Genomic DNA, 23,279 nt, shown 5'->3' with positions numbered 1-23,279 from the left:
CCGCCCGAGATGGCCTTGTGCTGTCAGAGCGCTGTGGTGCGATGTGGCCATGTCCCAGCAGCGGCCGTCGCATCCCCCCGAGCCCGTCGTCGATCTTTCCGCGTCGCGCTCGGCCTGGCGCCTGGTCCCGGCCGAGCGCAGCTCGCTCGTGCTCCCGGAGCTCTCGGCCCTGGATCGCGATCAGCGGGAGATCGCCGAGCTGGCCGGCGGCTGCGGCCCGCAGCTCGTGCTGGGGGCGCCGGGCACGGGCCGGACCACGGCCCTGCTCTCGCTGGCCGCCCGCAGGCTGCGCGAGGGCCTGCCCGCTGACCGGCTGCTCGTGCTCACCCCGTCGCGCGCCGCGGCCGCCCGCGCCAGGGACACGCTGACCGCCACCGCGGCCACCACCATGACCTCTCCGCCGGTGCGGGCGTGGCAGGCCTACGCCTTCGACCTCCTGCGCCGGGCTCAGGCGGAAGGACTGCTGCCGGGAGTCGAGCAGCCGCCCCAGCTGCTGTCGGGACCGGAGCAGGACGTCCTGCTCAAGGAGCTGATGGCCGGTCACCGCAGCGGCCACGGCGCCGCCGTCGTGTGGCCGCCGGATCTCTCGGAGGCTGTCGGCACGCGCGGCTTCCGCCAGGAGGTCCGCGATCTCTTCGACCGCGTGTGCGAGCACGGGCTGTCCCCGGAGGACCTCGAGCAGCTGGGGCACCAGATGCAGCGACCGGACTGGATCGCCGCCTCCGTGCTGCGCCGGGAGTACCTGCGCGTGCGCCGCCTGCGCATGCCGGAGGCCTTCGACCCCGCGGCCCTGGTGAGCGAGGCCTGCCGGGTCCTCGTGGAGCACCCCGACTTCCTCCACCGGGAGCAGCAGCGGCTCGAGCTCGTGGTGATCGACGACCTCCAGGAGGCCACGCCGTCGATCCACCGTCTGCTGGAGGTGCTGTGCCGGGGCCGGGACGTCGTGATCGCAGCGTCGCCGGACACCGTCGTGCAGGGGTTCCGCGGTGCTCGCCCGGACCTGCTGCGCGGACTCGACGACCGCCTGGGCACCCCGCAGCGGCCCCTCACGCGCCGCGTCCTGGGCACCGGGCACCGCATGCCCCCGGCCATCCAGCTGGCTTGGCAGCGCGCGGCTCAGCGGATCCCCGCTCTCGAGACCGCCCTGGGGGCCCGCCGTCCTCGTCCCGTGCCGCCGGGGGGCGATCCGGAGGCGGAAGAGCTGCCGCAGGCGGTCCTGCTCGGCTCGGCCGCGCAGGAGGCGCGCTGGATCGGCCACGCCATCCTCGAGCGCCATCTGCTGCAGGGCGTGGCGCTGCAGGACATCGCCGTGATCGTGCGCTCGAGCGATCGCCTGCAGTCCCTGCAGCGCCACCTCACGGCTCTCGGAGTGCCGGTGACCACTTCGGCAGCCGAGACTCCCGTCCGGGACGAGTCCGCGGTGCGTCCCCTGCTGTCCGCGCTGCGGCTGATCGTGGCGGAGCGCTCGGCGGCCCAGCACGATCAGGAGCTGGAGCGCGAGCAGCCGGACCCCGAATCGCTGCGATCCGATGCCCCGGAAGCGCCGCGGGCCTCGGAGACGGGAGAGGGGGCCGCGCAGAGCAGCGCCGTGCTGGAGGCGCACGAGGCCGTCGAGCTGCTCAGCTCCCGGATCGGAGGCGCTTCGGCCATGGACCTGCGCCGCCTGCGCCAGCGCCTGCGAGCCCACGAGCTGCGCAGCGGCGGAGGACGCAGCTCGGACCAGCTGCTCGTGGAGGCGCTGCTGGACCCCACCGTCATGGAGGATGCAGGCGTCAGGGCCGCCCCGGCGCGTCGTGTCGCCCGGATGCTCCAAGCCGGGCGCACCGCGCTGCGTGCCGACGGGGCCACCGCCGAGACGGTCCTCTGGGCGCTGTGGGAGGCCTCCGGAGTGGCAGGACGCTGGCAGCGCACCGCCCTGGCCGGCGGTCCGGAGGGCCAGCGGGCCGATCGCGATCTCGATGCCGTGGTCGCGCTGTTCGGCACGGCCGAGCGCTTCGCCGATCATCGCCCGGGAGCCGGGCCGCAGGAGTTCCTGGACTTCTTGGAGCATCAGGACCTGCCCATGGACACCCTCGCCGCCCGCGCCCCCACGGGGGCCTCCGTGGAGATCATGACTCCGGCCACCGCAGCCGGTCGCGGCTGGCCGGTCGTGTTCATCGCTGGCCTCCAGGAGGGCAGGTGGCCCAACACGACGCTTCGCGGGCAGCTGCTGGGAGCCCAGCGCCTCTCGGACGCCGTCGAGCTCGGCGTGGAGGTCGCCGCTCAGGCCAGCCCCGCCGCCCGGCTCACGGAGGTCCGCCACGACGAGCTGAGGCAGTTCGCCACAGCCGTCTCCCGTGCCTCGCGCGAGCTGATCGCCACGGCCGTGTCTTCCGAGGAGGAGAACCCCTCGGAGTTCCTGGACATCGTGGATCCGTGGGATCCCTCGCTGCACCCGGAGGCCGCCCACCGGGCACGTCCCGTGCACACCGCGCCGCGTCCTCCCACGCTGCGGGCCCTGACCGCCGAGCTGCGCCGGGTGCTCCAGCAGGGGACGGCCTCGCAGGAGCAGAGGGAGGCGGCGGCACAGCTGCTGCACCGCTTCGCCTCCTCGCCCGAGCCCGTGGATGGGGCGGCCCCGCACCAGTGGTGGGGCCTGCTGCCGCTGTCGTCCACGCAGGAGGTCCTGGACCCGCAGCAGCCGGTTCCGCTGTCTCCTTCGCGCCTCGAGACCATCCAGCGCTCGCCGCTGGACTGGTATGTGGCCACGGCTCGTGCTGAGGAGGCCTCGGATGCGGCGCGCTCGGTCGGCACCCTGGTCCACTCGATCGCAGAGCAGTCCCCAGAAGGCACCGGCGATCAGCTCGCGGCGCAGATCCACCGCAGGTGGAGGGAGCTCGGGCTGCCGGAGACCTGGGAATCAGACCTGCTCAAGGAGCGGGCCGAGACCATGCTTCGCAGATTCGCCCAGTACGTGATCCAGGCTCGCAAGGACGAGCACCGCCGCCTGGCCCTCGTGGAGGGGGGCTTCCAGGTCCTCATCCACGGCCGCGCCCGCGATGCCCTGCTGCGCGGTCGGGTGGACCGCCTGGAGATCGATGACCAGGGCCGTTTCGTGGTGGTCGACCTCAAGACGGGGCGCAGCGCACCTGCCACCAAGGATCTGCCCGAGCATCCTCAGCTGCTGGCCTATCAGGCGGCGCTGGCGGCCGGTGCCGGTCAGGCCATGGTCGAGGAGCAGCAGCGCGGCATCCGGCAGAGCACGGATGCGGAAGGGCAGAAGCCGGAGCCGAGCGAGCCCCTGGTGCTGCGGGAAGGGCCCCTTCAGCATCTGCCCGGCGGTGCGCTGCTGGTCCAGCTGGGCGTGGACAGGGTCAACGTCAGCACGCAGCTGCAGGACGGGCTCACCGAGGAAGGCGGCGTGCAGGTCCGCGAGCTGGTCTCGGCCACTGCGGATCTGGTGGCAGGGGACCGCTTCCTGGCCAGCCACACCGCAGGGTCGAACACGGGCCACGGCGGGATCGGCTGCAGCCTCCCGGAGATCTGCCCGCTGTGCGCCGAGGGACGGCAGGTCACCGAATGAGCGTGTCCGCTGCCTCCAGCGGCCGCTCGCCGCACGAGCCGAACCACGACCAGACCCAGAAGGAGCCCGGCATGGCCTCCGAGCACGACTCCCGCCCCCAGACGTCGTCATCCGAGGATGCGTCGTGGTCAGGCGAACCGGAGTCCGCAGCGTCGTCCTCGCCCGCCGGGGCGTCGGAGCCCGCGGTCTGCGCTGCAGGACCCGGGGCGATGAAGGGCGATGGATCCCCGCACCCGTACCTGGGCGTCGAGCCGCGCTGGAGCCCCCAGGAGCTGGCGGAGGCGCTGGGCGGCAACAGGCCCACCGAGCAGCAGGCGGAGGTGATCGCCGCGCCGCTGACCCCGCGGCTCGTGGTCGCCGGTGCCGGCTCGGGCAAGACCGCCACCATGGTCGACCGGGTCGTGTGGCTCGTGGCCAATGGCATCGTGCGCGCGGATCAGGTGCTGGGCGTGACCTTCACCCGCAAGGCCGCCGGTGAGCTGCGCGACCGCGTGCGGGGCCGACTGGGTGTGCTGCGCTCCAAGGGCCTCGTCGTGCCCGGACCGGTGGACCCCTCCGAGCTCTCAGCGGCCGACGCGGACCGCGGCGCCCCCGCCGGCCAGGGGGACACCGCGCCCGTGCTCGAGCCCACGGTGCTGACCTACCACTCGTATGCCAGCGCGCTCGTGCGCACCTATGGGCTGCGGATCGGCCTGGAGCCGGAGACCGCGCTGCTCGGCCCGGCCCAGGCCTGGCAGATCGCCTCGCGGGTCGTGGAGTCCTGGGACGGTGAGGTCCCGTCCGATCTGAAGATGTCCACGGCGGTCGAGCAGGTCCTCGCGCTGTCCTCGGGCGCCGCGGAGCACCTGCTGGACCTCGACGAGATCCGGCGGCACACGGCTCGGCTCGGGCAGGCCATGCTCGAGACCCCGCCGCGACCGGGGGGCAAGAAGAAGAAGGTCACCAAGGACACCCAGGAAGCCGCGGGCCGCCTGCTGCGCACCGGCGTGCTGTGCCGCATGGCGCAGCGCTATCAGCAGGCCAAGCAGGAGGCCGAGGTCATGGACTTCGGCGATCTGCTCAGCCACGCGGCGCGCCTTGCCCAGGAGGATCGGACCTGCGGCGCCTCGGAGCGGGAGCGCTACCGCGTGGTGCTGCTCGACGAGTTCCAGGACACCTCGCACGCGCAGATGAAGATCTTCGCCGAGCTCTTCGGCCAGGGCCATTCCGTGATGGCGGTCGGGGACCCCCAGCAGTCGATCTACGGCTTCCGCGGAGCTTCTGCCGGACAGCTCTTCGGCTTCAGCGACCATTTCCCGGCCCCCGGCGATCCCCAGGACGCCGTCTCCTTCCTGACCACCGCCTGGCGGAACGACACCGCGATCCTCGACGTCGCCAACAGCACTGCCGAGCCCCTGCGCACTCCGCCCCCGTGGAGCACCGGCAGCGCCGGACAGGGGCTGAAGAAGGTCCCCGGCCTGGACCCGCGCCCCGAGGCGGATCGCGGGCAGGTCCTGCTGTCCCGGCACCGCTCGGATCAGGACGAGGCCGTCGCCATCGCGGACGACATCCTGGCCGCGTGCGCCCGGGTCCGCGAGGACCAGGAGCTTCCCACCACGGCGGTGCTGTGCCGCCGCCGCTCCCAGTTCGAGCCCGTGCGCCGCGAGCTGATCGCACGGGGGATCCCGGTGGAGGTCGTCGGGATCGGCGGTCTGCTGCAGGTCCCGGAGGTCGTCGACATCGTGGCCACGCTGCGGGTGCTCACCGATCCCGGTCGCTCGGACTCCCTGGCCCGACTGCTGACCGGAGCCCGCTGGCGGCTGGGCGCCCACGACCTCGCCGCTCTCGGCGACTGGGCCGGACACCTCGAGCTGCGCCGCAGCGCTGCGGCGGACATGGGACTGATCGAGGACATCGACTCGCCAGGCAACCCTGAGGACGCGGTGCAGGGATCGCCCCAGGAGGACGTCCTGGTCGAACCGGACCGGGTAGACGCCGCCTCCCTCGTGGAGGCCGTGGAGACCCTGCCGCGCCCGGACTGGATCTCCGGAGCCGGACGCAGTCTCAGCGAGACCGGCCGTCAGCGACTCATCGCCTTCGCCGAGGAGCTGGCCGAGCTGCGGACCTGGCTCTCCGAGGACCTGGCCACCATCATCTCGGTGATCGAGCGGACCCTCGGTCTGGACATCGAGGTCGCCGCCCGCCCGGATGCTCGAGCCGAGCAGGGCCGCCGCGACCTGGACGCCTTCCTGGACCTGGCGGCATCGTTCAGCTCGTCCAGCGCCACGCAGGACGTCGGGGCGTTCCTGGCGTGGCTGGACATCGCCTCCCGCGAGGAGAAGCTCGACACCGCCCCGCCGGAGCCTGCTCGGGGTGCGGTGCAGCTGCTGACCGTCCACGCCTCCAAGGGGCTGGAATGGGATCACGTGCACGTGCCGGGCATGAACCAGTCGCACTTCCCCATGACCCGGGACACCCGCTGGACCAAGAACCCCTCGGACGTCCCCTGGCCGCTGCGCGGGGACCGGGCATTCCTTCCGCAGTGGAGCGAGGACACCTCGGATCTCGACGCCCTCAGCGACTCCCTGGCGCAGTTCCAGGAGGACGCCGCCCAGCATGCCGAGGCCGAGGAGCGCCGCCTGGCCTACGTGGCCTTCACCCGTGCCAGGAGCCGCCTGCACCTGTCCTCGAACGCATTCTCCGGCTCGGCCGCCACGCGGCGGACGCCGTCGCGCTTCCTCCTGGAGCTGCTGCCGCTGAGCGGTCAGCCGGGTCTGGAGATCGCGCGGGAGGCCGCCCAGGAGAAGGCCTTCGACTCCGCGCCGGTCGAGCTGCCCCAGGACGACCAGCACCGGAGCATCGACGGCATCGAGCTCGTCGGCTGGGAGGATGTCGCCGCGGACGAGAAGAACCCCGAGCAGTCGCGACGCCTGTGGGCGGCCTGGCCGTACGACCCCCTCGAGGGCCCTGAGGTCCTGGAGACGCGCGGCGAGCAGGCCCAGGCTCCCCTCGACCCGGATCAGCCCGGCGTGCAGAGGCAACCGGCCCCGCAGGCCGGGCGACGCGCCCGGGTGGAGGCCGCCGCTCACCGGGTGAGCGAGCAGTCCGAGACCGACCACGCGGAGATCGAGCGCCTGGAGGCCGAGCAGAGCCGCCGGGATCCGCAGATCCAGCGCTGGTTCGAGGAGGCGCGCATCCTGCTGGCCGCCCACGAGACCCGCAGCGAGGTCCAGGAGCTGGCCCTGCCCTCGCACCTGTCGGCCTCCACGGTGGTCGAGCTGGGCCGTGACCCGCAGGCGGTCGCCGCGCAGTTCCGCCGACCCATGCCGCGTCGCCCAGGCATGGCCGCGCGCGCCGGAACGGCCTTCCACTCGTGGGTCGAGGACCACTTCCAGTCCTCGGCGATCTTCGACCTGGACGAGGTCCCCGCGGAGGACGACTTCGTGGACGAGTCCTACGACCTCCCGCGCCTGGCCGAGACCTTCCGGGCAGGTGAGTGGGGAAACCGGCAGCCGTGGTCGGTCGAGCACCCCATCGAGACGCCGATCTCCGGAGTCACCATCCGCGGTCGGATCGACGCCGTCTTCCGCACCGAGGACGGCCGCTGGGAGCTCGTGGACTGGAAGACCGGAGCCGTGCCGGCCCAGAGTGAGCTGGCGCGTCGAGCCGTGCAGCTGGCCGTCTACCGCCTCGGCTGGTCACGACTGCAGGGCGTGCCGATCGAGGACGTCTCGGCGGCGTTCTACTTCGTCTCCGAGGACCGGACCATCCGCCCGCACGACCTGGCGGATGAGCAGCAGCTCGAGCGGATGGTGAGCCGGGCCTTCGGCTGAGGACCTCGCCCCGGGTCGCAGCCCCTCGGGCCGCGAGGAGCCCGCAGTCATGGTCCTCCGCGGTGGGCGACGCCGCCGCCGCGGTCTCGGCCCTGGATCTCAGTCCTGCGACGTCCCGGGGCCGGGTCGGCGCAGCGGGGTGACGGTGGCCCCGGTGTGCGGGTCGGCGGCGGGACCCTCGTCCTTCGCGCCGGAAGGCTCAGGGGAGTCGTCGTCCGCCAGAGGCTCGGCCGTGCCGACTCCTGCGTCGTCAGCGGGATCCGAGAACAGCGAGTCCCGGTTCAGGCCGTGGAGGCCGGTGGCCGTGAAGGAGGCCTCCTCGGCGCGCTGCCGGGAGGTGCGGGCATGCTCGGTGCGGGCCTCGACCGACTGCTCGGCCTCGGCTCCGCGTGCGGCCGAGAGCTCCCGGTCGTAGGCCTCCACGTCCTTCTCCAGGATGCGCAGCATGGACTCGGCGTCGGCGACCAGCTCCGGCAGATCCCGTGAGACGCCCCGCACGAGCCAGCGGGCCAGGGCGAACTCGGCCTCCAGATGCGCGCGGCGCAGCAGGTGCGGGTCCGGCTCGGCGGAGGTGTGCCGCGAGTACTCCGCGACCACGGCGGCGGCGAACGACGGGTCGCTGGCCCCGATCAGCCAGGCGAAGTCGTCGGCGGGATCGCCCACGTGCACGTCCGACCAGCCGGTGACGGCCGTGATCCGGTTGCCCTCCACGGTCAGGTTGTCCTCGTGGAGGTCGCCGTGGATCACGTGGGTGGAGAAGCGCCACAGCGTGCGGTCCTCCAGCGCATCCTCCCAGCGCCGCAGCAGAGCCGCGGGGATGCGTCCGGTGGTCGCTGCCTGGTCGAGCTCGCTGAGCCGGCGCCGGCGGCACTGCTCCGAGCTGTAGGCGGGCAGATCGGCGTCCATGACCATGGCGCGCGGCAGCGAGTGGATCGCGGCGATCAGCTGGCCCAGCTGCGCGGCGGCCTGCGGCACGGGCTCGGCGCTCGGGGGCTGCGGTCGCGCCGGCGGAGCGTCGGCCAGGTCCATGAGGTCGTCGATCGGCACCGGGCCACCGGGAAGGTGCGAGTACACGAACAGGCGCCGTCCGCGGTCCTCGACCGAGCCCACGACGGTGGGCATGTGGAACGGCAGCTTGGCGCGCAGCGCCGGGCTGAACGAACTGAGAACGGCGTGCTCGGAGGCCAGGCGCATGGAGGCCTCGTCGGTCAGCGAGCTGCGCACGCGCCACCGGCGCTGCGAGGCATCGACGACCACGGCGGAGCGGAAGTCGGCGTCGTCGTCGGGGGAGGGGGCCACACCCGCAGGTCGCAGCCCGGGGACGGCCGCGGCCGCCGCGGCCGCAAGGTGCTCCAGGGACGATGTCATGCAGGCAACCCTACAAGCGCATCCTGGTCGCTTCCCGCGCACGACGACCGCGTCCGGCCTCGCTCCACAGCGCCCTCCTGCTCAGCGGGGCCCGGGCGATCCCCACCGCTTCCCGGTGGGGGCATCGGGGCACGCGACGGGCCGCGATGCGTCGTCAGCTGCGGGCTCTACAGTGGTCGCGTGCCTACAGACCAGACCCGCAATGCACCTTCCGCCCACGATCACCAGGCGCCCGGCACCTCCTCGGGGCCGGGCTTCGATCGTCTGGACCCCTCGTCCATGCTCTCCACGGAGGCGCTGGACCGGCGCGCGGTCGAGCGCGAGCGCACGGATCTGCGCCGCGGCGCCCGGCTCGTGCTCGTGATGCTCGGCGGGCGGCTTCCGCTGCACGGGGACCGCCTGGTGCTGCTGGAGCGCTCGCAGCTGCCGGAGCTTCCGGCGGATCCCGCCCGGCCGGAGGTCTTTCTGGGGGAGGTCGCCGCCGCCGCCGTGCTGCCGGACGAGGAGCATGATCCGCAGCAGCGCGTAGGAGTCACCGTGCGCGCCCTGGACGATTCCCAGTCCGCTCTGCAGGACACCACTCACGGCGTGGTCGACGAGCTCGGCCAGCAGATCGCGGCCGTCCAGGCCCAGCTCGACACCGCTGCCCCGGGACATCAGTGGCAGGGGCTGCGTCAGGCGGCCCTGTCCATGATCGGCCGGTCCCCGGAGGACGAGGCGCTGGCGGTGGCCGCTCAGGCCGCCATGGCCTGGCATCTGGACCACCCCCGCTGCCCGCGCTGCGGCGAGGTCACGGAGGTCGCGCGCTCGGGCTGGATACGCGTCTGCCCGCAGGACTCCTCCCTGCACTTCCCCCGCACCGATCCCGCGATCATCGTGGCCGTCACCGACGGCGAGCCCGGAAGCGACCAGGAGCGCCTGCTGCTGGGCCGCGCGGCGGCCTGGCCGGAGGGCCGCTTCTCCACGCTGGCTGGGTTCGTGGAGCCGGGGGAGTCGATCGATCAGGCGGTGCGCCGCGAGATCCAGGAGGAGTCCGGGGCGGACGTGGGCGATGTCCGCATCCTGGGCTCCCAGCCGTGGCCGTTCCCGCGATCGCTGATGATCGGCTGCACCGCCCGCCTGCAGGGCGGGCAGGTCGCCCCGGACGGCGAGGAGATCGCCGAGCTGCGCTGGGTGACCCGTGAGCAGCTGCGCCGCACCTCGGAGGTCGGTGAGCTGCTTCTGCCCGGGCGGATCTCCATCGCCCGCTCCCTGATCGAGCACTGGAACGGCAGCCCTCTGACGGGGGCCGAATGGTGAGCCTGGAGCACCTCGAGCGCGAGATCGTCCCGGACGCCGCCTCCGCGGCACTGTTCGCGCTGCCGGAGACCGAGCAGCTTCCTCTCGAGGAGCGCATCCTCGAAGGCCTGGATCCCGAGCAGCGCGAGGCCGCCACGGCCCTGCGTGGACCGGTGTGCCTGCTGGCCGGCGCGGGCACCGGCAAGACCCGGGCCATCACCCACCGGATCGCCTACGGGATCGCCACGGGGGTCTACACCCCCCAGAAGGTCCTGGCCCTGACCTTCACGGCCCGGGCCGCCCACGAGATGCGCGATCGCCTGCGTCTGCTGGGCGCGGAGGGCGTGCAGGCCCGGACGTTCCACTCGGCGGCCCTGCGCCAGCTGCAGTACTTCTGGCCCCAGGCCGTCGGCGGCTCCATCCCGGACCTGGTCACGCACAAGGCGCGGCTGATCGCGGAGGCGGCCGGCTCCATGCGCCTGAGCAGCGACCGCGCGGCGATCCGCGACCTGTCGGGGGAGATCGAGCGCGCCCGGGCGCTGCTGCTCGTGCCGGACATGTACCCGGATGCTATCGCCCGAGAGGCCGCGGCCGGCTCCGTCCGGGATCTGCCCGGCGGGCACAGCGCCACCACGATCCAGCGACTGTGGCAGACCTACGAGGATCTCAAGACCGACCGGAACCTGATCGACTTCGAGGACGTGCTGGCCATCATGACCGGCATCCTCGAGGAGGACCAGCGGATCGCGGCCGCTGTGCGGGCGCAGTACCAGCACTTCGTGGTCGACGAGTACCAGGATGTCTCGCCGCTGCAGCAGCGCCTCCTGGACGCCTGGCTCGGCCCGCGCGACGACCTGTGCGTGGTGGGCGATGCCTCCCAGACCATCTACTCGTTCACGGGCGCCACGTCTCGGCACCTGCTCGAGTTCCCGGCGCGCTACGAATCCGCCCGGGTGATCCGCCTGGTGCGCGACTACCGCTCCACCCCGCAGATCGTGGACACGGCCAATCGCCTGCTCAGTGCGCGTCGTGCCGGCCCGGATTCGACCGAGGGGCTGTGGGCCGAGCCCCTGCGCCTGATGGGGCAGCGCGCCGCCGGTCCCGTCCCGGACTGGCACGAGTACCAGGACGATCAGGCCGAGGCCCAGGGCACCGCCGTGCGCATCCAGGACCTGCTCCAGGACGGCGTCCCGGCCACCGAGATCGCCGTGCTCTACCGCACCAATGGGCAGGCCCAGGCCTTCGAGACCGCACTGGCCGATGCCGGCATCGGCTTCCGGCTGCGCGGCACCGAGCAGTTCTTCCGCCGTCCGGAGGTGCGCCAGGCCATGGTGCAGATCCGCTCCGCGGCAAGGGCCGAGGCGGAGTCCGGAACCGGCGCCGTGGCCCAGCAGGTCCGGGACATGCTGCGCTCGCTGGGCTGGTCGCAGCACGCCCCGCGCACCGTGGGCAGCACGCGGGAGAAGTGGGAGTCCATGGCGGCGCTGGTGGACATGACGGACCGCCTGGCCGCCGCGCACACCGAATCGCTCCAGGCCGCTCAGCGCGCCGGGACGGAGGGCCCCGGCCCGTTCACCCTGCGGCACGTGGCCGAGGAGCTGGGTCGTCGGGCCGTGGCCCAGGACGCGCCCCCGGTCGAGGGGGTCACCCTGGCCTCCCTGCACTCGGCCAAGGGCCTGGAGTGGGACGCGGTCTTCCTGACGGGGCTGTCGGAGGGGCTCATGCCGATCACGTTCGCCGAGACCTCGGACGAGATCGACGAGGAGCGCCGACTGCTCTACGTCGGCATCACCCGTGCCCGCGAGCAGCTGATGCTCTCGTGCTCAGCCTCGCGGACCCCGGGCGGACGCGCCAACCGGCGCCCGTCGCGCTTCCTGAAGGACCTCCTGCTCACCCGCTGAGCCGCGTCCGGCAGCCGATCCGCCGGGCGCAGTTCACACGCGGCACAGGTCGCAGGCGGATCCGGGCGGCTCGGACACGGCGGTGCGGGTGCTGAAGGGGTGCCCGGGACCGAGCAGCCACCGCCGCGGCGACTTCTGGTGCGGCTCCTCGGGCTCCAGGGCGGCGGCCAGCACCGCCTGGACGACCATTCCCGCTGCCCACGCCGTATGAGCGGGCGCCGCTGCGCGCATGGCCATCAGCGGCCCAGGCCGGTCCAGCTGCTGCGCGCCGTCCTGGTGGGCGTGCTCGGCGATCCGCTGCAGGCACTGCTGGCAGGGGCGCCGGTGCCAGGCGCCGGTCTGCTCAAGGACCGCGGCGCTGAGCCCCGCGAGCTCGGGCAGCTGCAGCACCTCCACCAGGGGCACCCCGTCCGGCAGCCTCAGATGGTCGCCGGGCACCTCGAGCCACAGCCCCTCCTGCGCTGCAGCGCGCAGCCGGGAGGCCCGCAGCACCACACGGCCGGGTCGGGCGTCGGTGAGGACATCATCGGTCCAGGTCACCGGGGCTGCCAGCGCGTTGGCCGCCCGGATGCGCCGGCGCGTGCACAGGTCCCGGGGCAGTCCCACCTCGGTCGAGTCGAAGGAGCCTGCGCGGGCATCCGCCCAGGTGACCCAGCCGTCGTCGGCCACGGTGAAGCCGCGCACCCCGCACCCGGCCAGCATCACGGCCGCGGCCGCCGTGAGGGGGCTCAGGCCCAGCAGCAGCACGCGCATGTCGCACACGGCCGCGCCCAGACGCAGGTGCGTGGTGCTGGAGCGGGGCATGAGCAGCGGGTCGAGCCGTGCCGGTGCGGCGGGAACGGGGGCTGTGGGCAGCATGGGAGTCCTCTCAGCAGGCGGCCGCGCGCTCGATGGCGCACCGAGCGGATCCGGGAAGCGCCCCGGGCCTGCAGTCTGCGCGGCCTCGAGCAGTCTCGAGCGCTGTCCACAGGCGAGGATGGGTAGCCTTCGGTCCATGCCTGCCGCCCGTCGCCCCCGCCAGCACTCCGCCGATCGTCCGGACAGCGCTGCCGCTGCAGGCGCCACCGCCGAGGCCGAGACCGGCGAGGAGCCCGAGGTCGAGGTCCGGCGCTCGCAGCGCCGCCGCCGCACGGTCTCCGCGCACTGGTCGGGGGAGCGGATCATCCTGCAGGTCCCCGCGATGATGTCGTCCCGCGAGGTCGCGCGGTGGGCCGAGCAGATGACCACCCGCCTGGTCGACCAGCGCGAGCGCACCCGAGCCGCCTCGAACGCGCGCGGGCGCGACGAGTACCTGATGGGCCGTGCTCGGGAGCTCTCCGAGCGCCTTCTCGGGGGCCGGGCGCAGCCGACGGACGTGGTGTGGACGTCCCGGCAGACCGCGCGCTGGGCCTCAGCCACGCCGGCCACCGGTCGGATCCGCGTCTCGGATCGCCTGCGCAGCGCCCCCGAATGGGTGCTCGACACCGTGCTGCACCACGAGCTGTGCCACCTGCTGGAGGCCGGCCACGGTCCGCAGTTCCGTCGTCTGGAGGCGCTGCACCCGGACATGGACAGGGCCCAGGCCTTCCTCGAGGGAGCGGCCTGGGCCCTGGGGGAGCCGGATCAGCGGCCGCTGTCTCCCGAGTCCGGATCGGAGTCCGAGCCGGGGCCCGACTCGGGATCCTGATCCGCGGAGGAGCCGGAGTCCTGTGCGTCGTCCTCGGACATCGACTCGCTGTCCAGGAGGCTGCGCAGGGCAGCGTCGAGCTCGTCCTCGGAGGCCGTGAGCAGCCCGCGACGGGACTCGTAGCCCTCCGGATCATCGAGATCCTCGTCGGTGGGCAGCAGCTCGGCGGACTCCCAGAGGCCATCGCGGTCCTCGAGGCCGCGGCGCTGCTCGACGCGCTCCCAGAAGGCGGCGGCGTCGCGCATGCGGCGCGGGCGCAGCTCGAGCCCGATCAGGGACGCGAAGGCGTGCTCGGCCGGCCCGCCCGAGGCGCGACGACGGCGGATGGTCTCCGACAGCGCAGCCGACGAAGGCAGGTTGGCGGTCGCGCGCACCGTCACGACGTCGACCCAGCCCTCGATCAGCGCCAGCAGCGTCTCGAGGCGGCCCAGCACGGCTTTCTGCTCGGCGGACTGCTCGGGCACGAAGACCCCGGAGCCCAGGGCCTCCTGCACGGCGGAGGGATCCGAGGGATCGATGTCCGCGGCCAGGCCCTCGATGCGCTCCATGTCGATGTGGATCTCGCGGGAGAACCGGGTGATCAGATCGATGAGGTGGGGGCGCAGCCAGGGCGAGGCGTGGAAGAGGCGCGTGTGCACGACCTCGCGGACGGCGAGGTAGATCACGACCTCCTGAGCGGGGATGTCCAGGCCCTCGCCGAACTCCTCGACGTTGCGCGGGAGCATGGCCGGACGGTCCCCGCCCAGCGGCAGGCCGATGTCCGAGGACGAGACGACCTCGGCGGCCAGGCCGCCGATGGCCTGGCCCAGCTGCATAGCGAACATCATCCCGCCGGCACCGGCGAGCATGTTCGAGGCCCCGCCCATCATCTGGGAGACCTCCTCCGGCAGCTGCTGGGTGAGGGTGTCCGTCAGCGCCTTGGTGATCGACTCGGCCACGGGGCCGGTGATCTCCCGCCAGGTGTCGAACGTGCCCTCGACCCATTCGGAGCGCGACCACGCAGCCGGCTGCAGCGGAGCCTGCCCGAAGCTCGTGTGGTCCTCGACCCACAGCTGCGCGAGCTGGACGGCGTCGTCGACGACCTTGCGCTGGGCATCGGTCACGGACGGATCCCCGCCGGCCGAGACGACCCGGCGGGCATGGTCCTTGGCGGCCTGCCAGTTGACGGGGCCGTCCTGGCCAGCGCCCGAGAACATGGACTGCACCTGCGCGAACATGGCCTGCATGGCGGCGGGATCGGTCGGCATGCCCATCTTCTGCAGGTCCTCCTGGGACATCCCGGACTGCCCCAGGAACTGCTGGAACATCTGCTGGAAGGGGTCCTGGCCCTGACCCTCGCGGTCGTCGTCGCCGTTCGGTGACTGGGAGCTCATGGTCCTGGTCCTGTTCTGAAGATCGATGGCTGCGTGTGCGGCGTCGGCGCCGCCCTGGTCGGGCTGCGTCCGGCGGTCTGCTGCGGGCCCTCGTGCGCTGGGCACGCGAGCGTCGTGGTCCCAGGGTAGCGACGCCGACTCGGCCGCGGCCCGCCGTTCGCTGGAAGCATGTCGGGGTGCGTCGGACTAGGATCGGTCGGTGCCGCTCGTCGAGTGCGAGCAGCCCCGTCCCGCCGGTGCCCGAGAAGATCCCGAGGTCCTGATCCCCGTGTCCCGCCCCCGACTCCGCCCCGGCCTGGAAGGCGGATCGCTGATCGCGGCTGGTGCGCTGCTGATCGTGTGCGCCTGGGCCCCCACCCCGTACGTGGTCGAGCGGCCGGGGCCCACGTTCGACATCGCCGGCGAGGTCGGCGAGCAGCCGATCATGACGATCGACGGGGCCGAGACCTTTCCCACCGACTCGCAGCTCGACTTCTCGACCGTCTACGTGGTCGGCGGGCCGGGCTCGAGCCCCCGGGTGCTCGAGACCATGATCTCGTGGGCGGATCCGGGGATGGCGGTCGTGCCGCTGGAGGTCATGTACCCGCCGGCGACCACGCAGGAGGAGGTCACCGACTCCGGCACCGCAGCCATGGAGTCCTCGCAGGACATGGCGATCGCCGCCGGGCTCAACGACCTCGATTACGACTACGAGACCTCCCTGAGCGTTTCCGCGATCGAGCCCGGAGTGCCCGCGGAGTCGTCCCTGCGGGTCGGCGACCAGCTGCTCGAGCTCGACGGCGAGCCCATCGCCTCGTTCGAATCCCTGCGCGACGACCTCCTGGCCATGCCGGATGACACGGCCCAGCTCACGGTGCTGCGCGACGGCGCCCGGACCGACGTCTCCGTCGAGACGATCGACGAGGGTCACGGCCGTCAGCTCGGCGTCTACCTGGACCGCGAGTTCGACTTCCCCTTCGAGGTCGACTTCGGCCTGGAGGACGTGGGCGGTCCGAGCGCCGGGATGATGCTCTCGCTGAGCCTGATCGACCAGCTCACCGAGGGCTCGCTGGCAGGAGACCACCACGTGGTCGGCACCGGCACCATCGACGCCGAGGGCGACGTCGGCCCGATCGGCGGCATCCGGCAGAAGATGATCGGGGCCTCGCAGGCCGGGGCGGATCTCTTCCTGGCGCCGGTCGAGAACTGCGACGAGGTGCGCGGCCACACCCCGGACGGCCTGCCCGTCGTCGCCGTGGACACCCTCGACGAGGCCGAGGAGGCCCTGGCCGTCCTGGCCGATGACGGCGATCTGTCCGCCCTGCCCAGCTGCGGGGACGCGCAGGACTGAGCACGGGCAGCTCTTCCTATTCCCAGAGGATTCACCGACTTTGCCCATGTGCTCGTCAGGGCCGACAATGGAGGCGGTGCCCCGTCTGTCGTCGGAGCGCCTGACATCTTCGACCATCCCGCTCGAGCTGCGCTGACCAGCGCGTCATCCGGGACCGGCTCGAACGCTCCTACCCCCAGGGAAGGCCCAGGATCTCGTGACCGCTGGACCGGCAGAACCGCCCCGCCCGCCGAAGGGCCCCGCAGGCAGCACTCCCGCTGGAGACGGGCCCGCGGCTCGTCAGTCCCGGCGCAACGGAGCCCTGCTGCCGACCGTCATCATCGTGGTGGCGCTGATCGCCGCGTTCGTCGCGTTCACGCAGGTGTACACGGAGATCCTGTGGTTCGACCAGCTCGGGTACCTGAACGTGTTCGCCACGCAGAACATCGCCCGCGCGGGGCTGTTCGTGGTGGCCGCGGCGCTGGTGGCTGCTCTGCTGTGGCTCTCCATGCGCGTGGCCTACCGCAGCCGGCCGATCACCGCGGCCGACGCCACGGATGACAACCTGCGGCGCTACCAGCAGGCCTTCGAGCCCGTGCGCCGGATCGCCATGATCGCGGTGCCCGTGCTGTTCGGGCTGTTCACGGCCTCCACGATCGCCTCCCAGTGGGAGACCGTGCTGCTGTTCTTCCACCAGGTCCCCTTCGGGCAGGATGACCCCGAATTCGGCATGGACCTGGCCTTCTGGGTCTTCACCCTGCCGTTCCTGCAGCTGCTGATCGGCTTCCTGACCTCCACGCTGCTGCTGTGCGGTATCGCGGCGCTGCTGGTCCACTACCTCTACGGCGCCATCCGCCTCTCCGAGCGCGGACTGAGCTTCAGCCGCGCGGCCCGCGTGCAGCTGGCCGTCACGGCCGCCGCCTTCCTGGTGCTGCAGGGCGTGAACTTCTGGCTGGACCGCTACGCCACACTGCAGAACACCGGCGGCAGCTGGACCGGCGCCATGTACACGGACGTCAACGCCGTGATCCCGGTGCGCGGGATCCTGGCCGCTGCTGCGCTTGTCGTCGCCGCGCTGTTCGTCGCCTCGGCCGTCATGGGCCGCTGGCGCCTGCCCATGATCGGCACGGCCATGCTCGTGATCGTCGCCGTGGTCGCAGGCGGGATCTACCCGTCGCTCGTGCAGCGCTTCCAGGTCCTGCCCTCCGAGCAGCAGATGGAGGACGAGTACATCCAGCGCAACATCGACGGCACTCGCGCCGCCTTCGGCCTGGATCAGACCGAGACGCAGGCCTACGACGCGACCACGCAGACGCAGGAGGGCGCGCTGGCCGACTACGAGGAGACCACGTCCAACATCCGTCTGCTCGACCCGAACGTCGTCTCCCCGGCCTTCGGGCAGCTGCAGCAGTTCCGCCCGTACTACTCCTTCCCCTCCACCCTGAACGTGGACCGCTACGAGATCGACGGCCAGGTCCAGGACACCGTTCTGGCCGCCCGCGAGCTCAACCAGGGCGAGACCGACGGCTGGTACAACCAGCACGTCGTCTACACGCACGGCTACGGCCTGATCGCAGCCTTCGGCGACCGCGTGGAGGCCGACGGCTCCCCGTCGTTCATCCAGGGCGGCATCATGGCCGGCGGCGAGATCTCGGAGGACTACGAGCCGCGGATCTACTTCGGCGAGCAGTCTCCCGAGTACTCGATCGTCGGCGGTGCGGAGGAGGACCCGAACCTCGAGCTGGATCGCCCGTCGACCTCGGACGACGAGGAGGACGACGTCCGCACCACGTTCTCCGGCGAGGGCGGCCCCAACGTGGGCAACCCCCTGAACCGGCTGTCCTACGCCATCAAGTTCCAGTCCACGGACCTGATGTTCTCGGATGCCGTGCGGCCCGATTCGCAGGTCCTGTTCGATCGCACCCCGCGCGAGCGCGTCGAGAAGGTCGCCCCGTACCTCACGGTCGACGGCAACCCGTACCCGGCCATCGTGGACGGGCGCGTCAAGTGGATCGTGGACGCCTACACAACCTCGGACGCCTACCCGTACTCCACGCCCATGGAGCTCGACGACGCGACCGAGGACACCGCGACCGCCGAGGGCGCCTCCGCGGCGCTGCCCAGCGAGCAGGCGAACTACATGCGCAACTCGGTCAAGGCGACCGTCGATGCGTACGACGGCTCCGTGGACCTGTACGCCTGGGACGAGGAGGATCCCGTGCTGAAGGCCTGGCAGGGCATCTTCCCGACCTCGTACAAGCCGTACTCGGAGATGTCGGCCGAGCTGATGGAGCACGTGCGCTACCCGGAGGACATCTTCAAGGTCCAGCGCGAGCTGCTCAACCGGTACCACGTCACCGATGCGGGCTCGTTCTACGCCGGCGACGACGTCTGGTCGATCCCGAACGACCCCACGACCGACGCCTCCACGGCCATCCCGCCGTACTACCTCTCCATGCAGATGCCGGAGGAGTCGGAGGCCAGCTTCCAGCTGACCACCCCGTTCATCCCGCAGCAGAACGAGGGGGAGAACTCCCGCAACGTGCTCTACGGCTACCTGGCCGCCAACGGCGATGCCGGCACCGGCGAGGACGGCGTGAAGTCGGACGAGTACGGAGACCTGAAGCTGCTCGAGCTGCCCCGCAGCTCCGTGGTCCCGGGACCGGGCCAGGCGCAGAACAACTTCAACTCGAACACCGAGGTCTCCTCCGCCCTGAACCTGCTGCGCCAGGGCGGCTCCGAGGTGATCAACGGCAACATGCTGGCCCTGCCGGTCAACGACGGCATGATGTACATCCAGCCCGTCTACGTCCGCTCCTCGGGCGAGTCCGGCTATCCCACTCTGCGGCGCGTGCTGGTCAGCTTCGGCGAGGAGGTCGGATTCGCTCCCACGCTCGACGAGGCACTGGACCAGGTCTTCGGCGGCGACTCAGGCGCTCAGACGACCGACGGCGCGGGCGTCACCGAGGCCGAGGCCGCCGAGGCGGCGGAGGGCCAGGACGGCGAGCAGCAGGCCGAGGAGGAGCAGCCCGCCGATGGCGAGACCACCGCTCCGAGCGGCGGCACCGACCTGGACTCGGCGCTGTCGGATGCGGCCGATGCCATGGAGGACTCGCAGACGGCCATGGAGGAGGGCGACTGGGCCGCCTACGGCGAGGCTCAGGACCGTCTCGACGACGCCCTGGGGCGGGCCATGACGGCCGAGGGCATCGACCCCAGCGCCTCGCCGGGTCCCACGGATCCGAACGCAGATCAGTGATCGGGCAGCCGGTCGGCTGCTGAGGCGCAGGAGGGCCCCGTCGGGAAGGCGTGCACCGCACGACCCCGACGGGGCCCTCCTGCGTCTGCGGGTGAGGCAGTCGGCGACGGGCTGGTGGACGGGCCGTGAACGCCGGGCGACCCTCGGTTTGCGAAGGCTCGGGGAAGTGCGTATAGTCTTTCTCTGTCGCCGCGGGGTGGAGCAGTTCGGTAGCTCGCTGGGCTCATAACCCAGAGGTCGCAAGTTCAAATCTTGCCCCCGCAACCACGTAGTGAAGAAGACCCCCGGAACCGTCGGTTCCGGGGGTCTTCTGCTGTGCTCGGACCCTGTGCCCACCTTGAACCCCGCATGGACCCACCTTGAGACTCGCATCGGCAGGAGAGAGCGGGGCCTGCCCGTCAGGGGGCCCGGCTCGGCGAAAGGGCCCCTCGTCAGTGGCCCTCGCGCGCCGATCGGCCGCGGACAGACCGACGGCCGGTCCGCTGCCCCGTGTCTCGGGGGAGCGGGCCGGCCGTCGGGTCCAGCGGGCTCAGTGCTCGATCTCGCCGATCTGCTGGGGCGCGGGCAGGCTGGAGAGGTGATCGGTGGTGCGCCCGGCCTTGAGGGCGGCGAACCGGGCCTCGATCTCGGACTCCTGGCTGAGATCCTCCAGTGACTCGAACTGGGCGTCCAGGCTGGAGGCGGCGAGCTCCTGCTGGCCCATCACGCGGGCCTCCTCACGGCGGATCTTGTCCTCGAAGCGCGAGACCTCGGATGTGGGATCCATGACGTCGAAGGCCTTGAGCGCATCCTGGACCTGCGACTGCGCCTGCACGGTCTTCTGCCGGGCATTGAGCTCATCGCGCTTGTTCGACAGCTCCTGGAGCTTGCCGTGCATCTTGTTCAGACCGTCCTTGAGGCGGTTGACGACCTCGGTCTGCGCCTGGATCTGCGGCTCGGCCGCGCGCGCCTCGGACTCGTGCTGCATCTGGCGCTGGATGGCGACCTTGGTCAGGTTGTCGAACTTCTCGGCCTCGCCGCTCTGGCCGCTGCTGCGGAACTGATCCGCCCGGCTCGAGGCCGCCAGGGCCTTGGAGCCCCACTCCTGGGCCTCGCGCACGTCCTCGTCGTGATCCTGCTCCAGCATCCGCAGCTGTCCGATGGTCTGGGCGACGGCGGCCTCCGCCTCGCGGATGTTCTCCGTGTAGTCGCGCACCATCTGATCGAGCATCTTCTGCGGATCCTCGGCCTGGTCGATCAGCGCATTGATGTTGGCGCGGGTGAGCTGGGCGATGCGCCCGAAGATGGACTGCTTGGACATGTCGGTTCCTCCTGTGGATGGGGAGCTGATGGTGCTGGGAATCTGCTGGTCGGTGCGGCCTGCTGGTCAACAGTGCTGAGAGGGAGTCTGTCTGAGAGTTCGGGCGGAGCCCTCAGAACCTCCCGCCGGAGCTGCGACGTCCGCCGCCTCCGCCGGAGCGGCGCCCGCCGCCTCCGAAGGAGCCCCCGCTCGAAAGGCGTCGTCCCCCTCCGCCTCCGAAGGACCCGCCGCCGAACCCTCCTCCGCCGAAGCCTCCGCTGAACCCGCCGTTGAAGCCTCCGCCGCTGAATCCGCCGGAGCCGCGGCGCGAGCCGTCCATGACCTCGTCGAGGATCGAGCCCAGGAGGATGCCGCCGAGCGCGGCCCCTCCGTAGCTGCCGGATCCGGGGGAGCGGCGGTGGGAGAAGTCGAGAGAGTCGGTGTGGGCGCCGTCCAGGGCCTGCTGGGCGTGGTGCTCGGCCTGCTGCGCCGCCTCGAGAGCGGCCTGCGCATCGGACTGGGCGAGCTCCTGCGCGCGCTCCAGATAGCTCTGGGCGTTGGCGAGCCGTGTGCGGGCCTCGTGGCCGATGCCGCCGCGGTTGCCCCAGATGTAGCGCTCGGCGGCCTGCACTCTGGTTCGGGCCGAGTCGATGGCCTGGTCGAGCCGCCCGCGAAGCGCTCGGTCCTGCTCGGCGGCGGTGCGCAGCCCTCCCAGCGTGCGATCGAGCTGATCCCGGGAGAGATCCAGGCGGTGCTGCAGCTCGACGGGGTCGATGCGCTGGTCCTTCAGCTGCTGGTCGATGGTCCCGAGTACGGAGCGCACCCCGGCCGCGGCGGCCGCCAGATCCGGCCGGGAGCCATCGCCCGCATAGGACTCGGCCTCGGCGATGTCGCGCTGGGCGAGGGCCATGGCATCGCGCAGACCGGTCTCCGCCGCGCTCAGCCCGTCCGCGGCCTCCCGGATCGAGCGCAGCAGTCCGGCGGCCTGGCCGGCGCCCTCCTCGCCGGCGCGCAGCCGCACGACGGCGCTCGAGCGGTCGTCGCCGTGGGCGGCCTCCTCTGCCGCTGCCGCCATGTCGTCCGCGAAGCGCAGGCGCTCGCGGGCCTGGCCGAGGTCCTCGCGCAGCGGATGCAGCGCCGAGTCCGCGTAGCGGGTGCTGAGCTGGTCGATGTGGGCGGCGGCGGCGTCGAGCTCCGGACGGACGCGCTGCGATTCCTCCTTCAGCTGGGCGAGGGCCTCGGGAAGACGGGTCTCCAGCTGCCGCAGCCCGGCGAAGGCCTCCTTCTGCTCCTCGAGAGGCCGCTGCGCATCCCGCGTGCGGCCGATGATCTCCGTGAGCCAGGAGCGCTGGTCGTCCTCGGTGTCCGGGATGTGGTCGTCGAGCTGCTGCTGCAGCGCGAAGCAGGCCCGCATGTGCTCCTTGGCCTGCCGGATCGCCTCCTCGAAGGGGGCGACCTGCGCCTGGCTGTACTGCAGACGGGCGAACTCGAGCTCCTGCTCCGAGTGCTGGATCGCGTTGTCGGCGGCGACGATCTGCTCCCCGGCGCGCACGCGCAGCTCCTTGATCGGGACATCGGCGAACTCGCCGTAGCGCGATTGGCGGGCCTCGCCCTGCTGCTGACGCTGGCCGGCGCGCTGCCTGTTCACTCGCCGGGCCACGCGAAGGACGAACGGGACGAAGATCGCGGCCAGGCCGATCAGCAGGACCAGCAGCACGGGGCTGAAGGACAGGCCCCCGTCGCCGCTGTCGGAGGAGCCGCTGGTGCCCCCTGCGGCCTGGTCGAGGCCCTCGACGGCACCGGCCACCGCCCCGTCCCAGTCGTCGTCGGACAGCTCGGGGACGATCTCGTCCTGATAGATGCTGTCCTGCTCGTCGAGGCTGATGCCGCCGCCGTCGCCGGCCAGGAAGCGCGCCTCCCGATCTTCGGAGGCCACCGCCAGCAGGGCATCCGAGCTGCCCATCCCGCTGGCGAGCCAGGTCTGCTCGACCCATTCGTCGGCGGAGGCGGCATCTGTGAACTCGTCGACGATCACGACGCTGAGCGTGATGCCCTCATCCTGGGTGAGCTCGTCGATCTGCTCCTCGAGCCCGGCGGGATCCTGGAGGACGCCCGAGTCGTCGACGATGCGCTCGTCGCTGGGCAGGTCGACCGGCGGCTCCGCCCAGGCCGGGGAGGCCGCGCTGAGCACAGCGACGGCCCCGAGGGCGCAGACGATGCTGCGCTGTGCGGCACCGGTTCGGCGGCTGGCCCTGCTGCTGTGCTGAGGCATGGTCTCCGTGGGGTCGGTCGCGTGCGGCGCGCACCGGAGCATCCGATGGACGAGGGGATCCGCGACGTGGTGTCGGTCACTCACCGGCGAGTATAGGTGCCCGGTGCGACGCCCCGAGGGCAGGGCAGTCGACGCACAGAGCTCGGACAGGCGGCTCCCAGGGGTCTCGTCCCGACACTCAGCGGTGTTCCAGGCATACG

General features: G+C 72.1%; 12 protein-coding genes and 1 tRNA gene. 8 read left to right on the top strand and 5 right to left on the bottom strand.

The window, feature by feature from the left end; all coding sequences use genetic code 11:
* Positions 1 to 49 precede the first annotated feature (49 nt).
* Together RF645_RS03240 and RF645_RS03235 are read left to right on the top strand one after the other, a co-directional pair.
* Positions 50 to 3,562, top strand: a complete 3,513-nt coding sequence (locus RF645_RS03240; RefSeq protein ID WP_100244748.1) for an ATP-dependent DNA helicase — start codon at positions 50 to 52, stop codon at positions 3,560 to 3,562.
* Positions 3,559 to 7,374: an ATP-dependent helicase gene (locus tag RF645_RS03235; protein ID WP_368818576.1), complete on the top strand. Its 3,816-nt coding sequence runs from the start codon at positions 3,559 to 3,561 to the stop codon at positions 7,372 to 7,374. The genes RF645_RS03240 and RF645_RS03235 overlap by 4 nt, the downstream gene beginning before the upstream one ends.
* 99 nt (positions 7,375 to 7,473) lie before the next feature.
* Here the strand turns inward: RF645_RS03235 and RF645_RS03230 are convergent, their stop codons facing one another.
* Positions 7,474 to 8,742 (bottom strand): macrolide 2'-phosphotransferase, encoded by a 1,269-nt coding sequence (locus RF645_RS03230; protein WP_006215335.1) that lies wholly within the window; start codon positions 8,740 to 8,742, stop codon positions 7,474 to 7,476.
* Between the two features lie 180 nt (positions 8,743 to 8,922).
* Here RF645_RS03230 and nudC point away from each other — a divergent pair, with 180 nt between their 5' ends.
* Together nudC and RF645_RS03220 are read left to right on the top strand one after the other, a co-directional pair.
* Positions 8,923 to 10,041 (top strand): NAD(+) diphosphatase, encoded by a 1,119-nt coding sequence (gene nudC / locus RF645_RS03225; protein ID WP_235044759.1) that lies wholly within the window; start codon positions 8,923 to 8,925, stop codon positions 10,039 to 10,041.
* Complete coding sequence (locus RF645_RS03220; protein ID WP_235044764.1) at positions 10,038 to 11,921, top strand: ATP-dependent helicase; 1,884 nt, start codon at positions 10,038 to 10,040, stop codon at positions 11,919 to 11,921. The genes nudC and RF645_RS03220 overlap by 4 nt, the downstream gene beginning before the upstream one ends.
* A 33-nt stretch (positions 11,922 to 11,954) precedes the next feature.
* Here the strand turns inward: RF645_RS03220 and RF645_RS03215 are convergent, their stop codons facing one another.
* Positions 11,955 to 12,779 (bottom strand): hypothetical protein, encoded by an 825-nt coding sequence (locus RF645_RS03215; RefSeq protein ID WP_006215332.1) that lies wholly within the window; start codon positions 12,777 to 12,779, stop codon positions 11,955 to 11,957.
* Between the two features lie 136 nt (positions 12,780 to 12,915).
* Here RF645_RS03215 and RF645_RS03210 point away from each other — a divergent pair, with 136 nt between their 5' ends.
* Positions 12,916 to 13,587, top strand: coding sequence for a M48 family metallopeptidase (locus RF645_RS03210; protein ID WP_081609551.1), 672 nt, complete (start codon positions 12,916 to 12,918; stop codon positions 13,585 to 13,587).
* Here RF645_RS03210 and RF645_RS03205 read toward each other — a convergent pair.
* On the bottom strand, positions 13,524 to 14,960 hold the full coding sequence (locus RF645_RS03205; RefSeq protein ID WP_040561242.1) for a zinc-dependent metalloprotease: 1,437 nt from the start codon (positions 14,958 to 14,960) through the stop codon (positions 13,524 to 13,526). The two genes, RF645_RS03210 and RF645_RS03205, sit on opposite strands and share 64 nt — an antisense overlap.
* 199 nt (positions 14,961 to 15,159) lie before the next feature.
* Between RF645_RS03205 and RF645_RS03200 the strand changes: the two genes are divergently transcribed.
* The 3 genes from RF645_RS03200 (at position 15,160) to RF645_RS03190 (ending at position 19,795) form a co-directional block, all read left to right on the top strand.
* On the top strand, positions 15,160 to 16,290 hold the full coding sequence (locus tag RF645_RS03200) for a PDZ domain-containing protein (protein ID WP_006215330.1): 1,131 nt from the start codon (positions 15,160 to 15,162) through the stop codon (positions 16,288 to 16,290).
* A 196-nt stretch (positions 16,291 to 16,486) separates the two neighbouring features.
* Positions 16,487 to 19,528 (top strand): UPF0182 family protein, encoded by a 3,042-nt coding sequence (locus RF645_RS03195; RefSeq protein WP_006215329.1) that lies wholly within the window; start codon positions 16,487 to 16,489, stop codon positions 19,526 to 19,528.
* 190 nt (positions 19,529 to 19,718) lie between these two features.
* Positions 19,719 to 19,795: transfer RNA gene (locus RF645_RS03190), tRNA-Met, on the top strand.
* A gap of 262 nt (positions 19,796 to 20,057) precedes the next feature.
* Here the strand turns inward: RF645_RS03190 and RF645_RS03185 are convergent.
* A complete protein-coding gene (locus RF645_RS03185) occupies positions 20,058 to 20,828 on the bottom strand; it encodes a PspA/IM30 family protein (protein WP_006215328.1) in 771 nt (256 codons plus the stop codon).
* A 112-nt stretch (positions 20,829 to 20,940) separates the two neighbouring features.
* Positions 20,941 to 23,079 (bottom strand): TPM domain-containing protein, encoded by a 2,139-nt coding sequence (locus RF645_RS03180; RefSeq protein ID WP_368818575.1) that lies wholly within the window; start codon positions 23,077 to 23,079, stop codon positions 20,941 to 20,943.
* Positions 23,080 to 23,279 lie beyond the last annotated feature (200 nt).

It is taken from the genome of Kocuria sp. CPCC 205260, from assembly GCF_040981045.1.
Taxonomy (GTDB): domain Bacteria; phylum Actinomycetota; class Actinomycetes; order Actinomycetales; family Micrococcaceae; genus Kocuria; species Kocuria palustris.
This window is presented reverse-complemented; position numbering and strand designations above follow the sequence as displayed.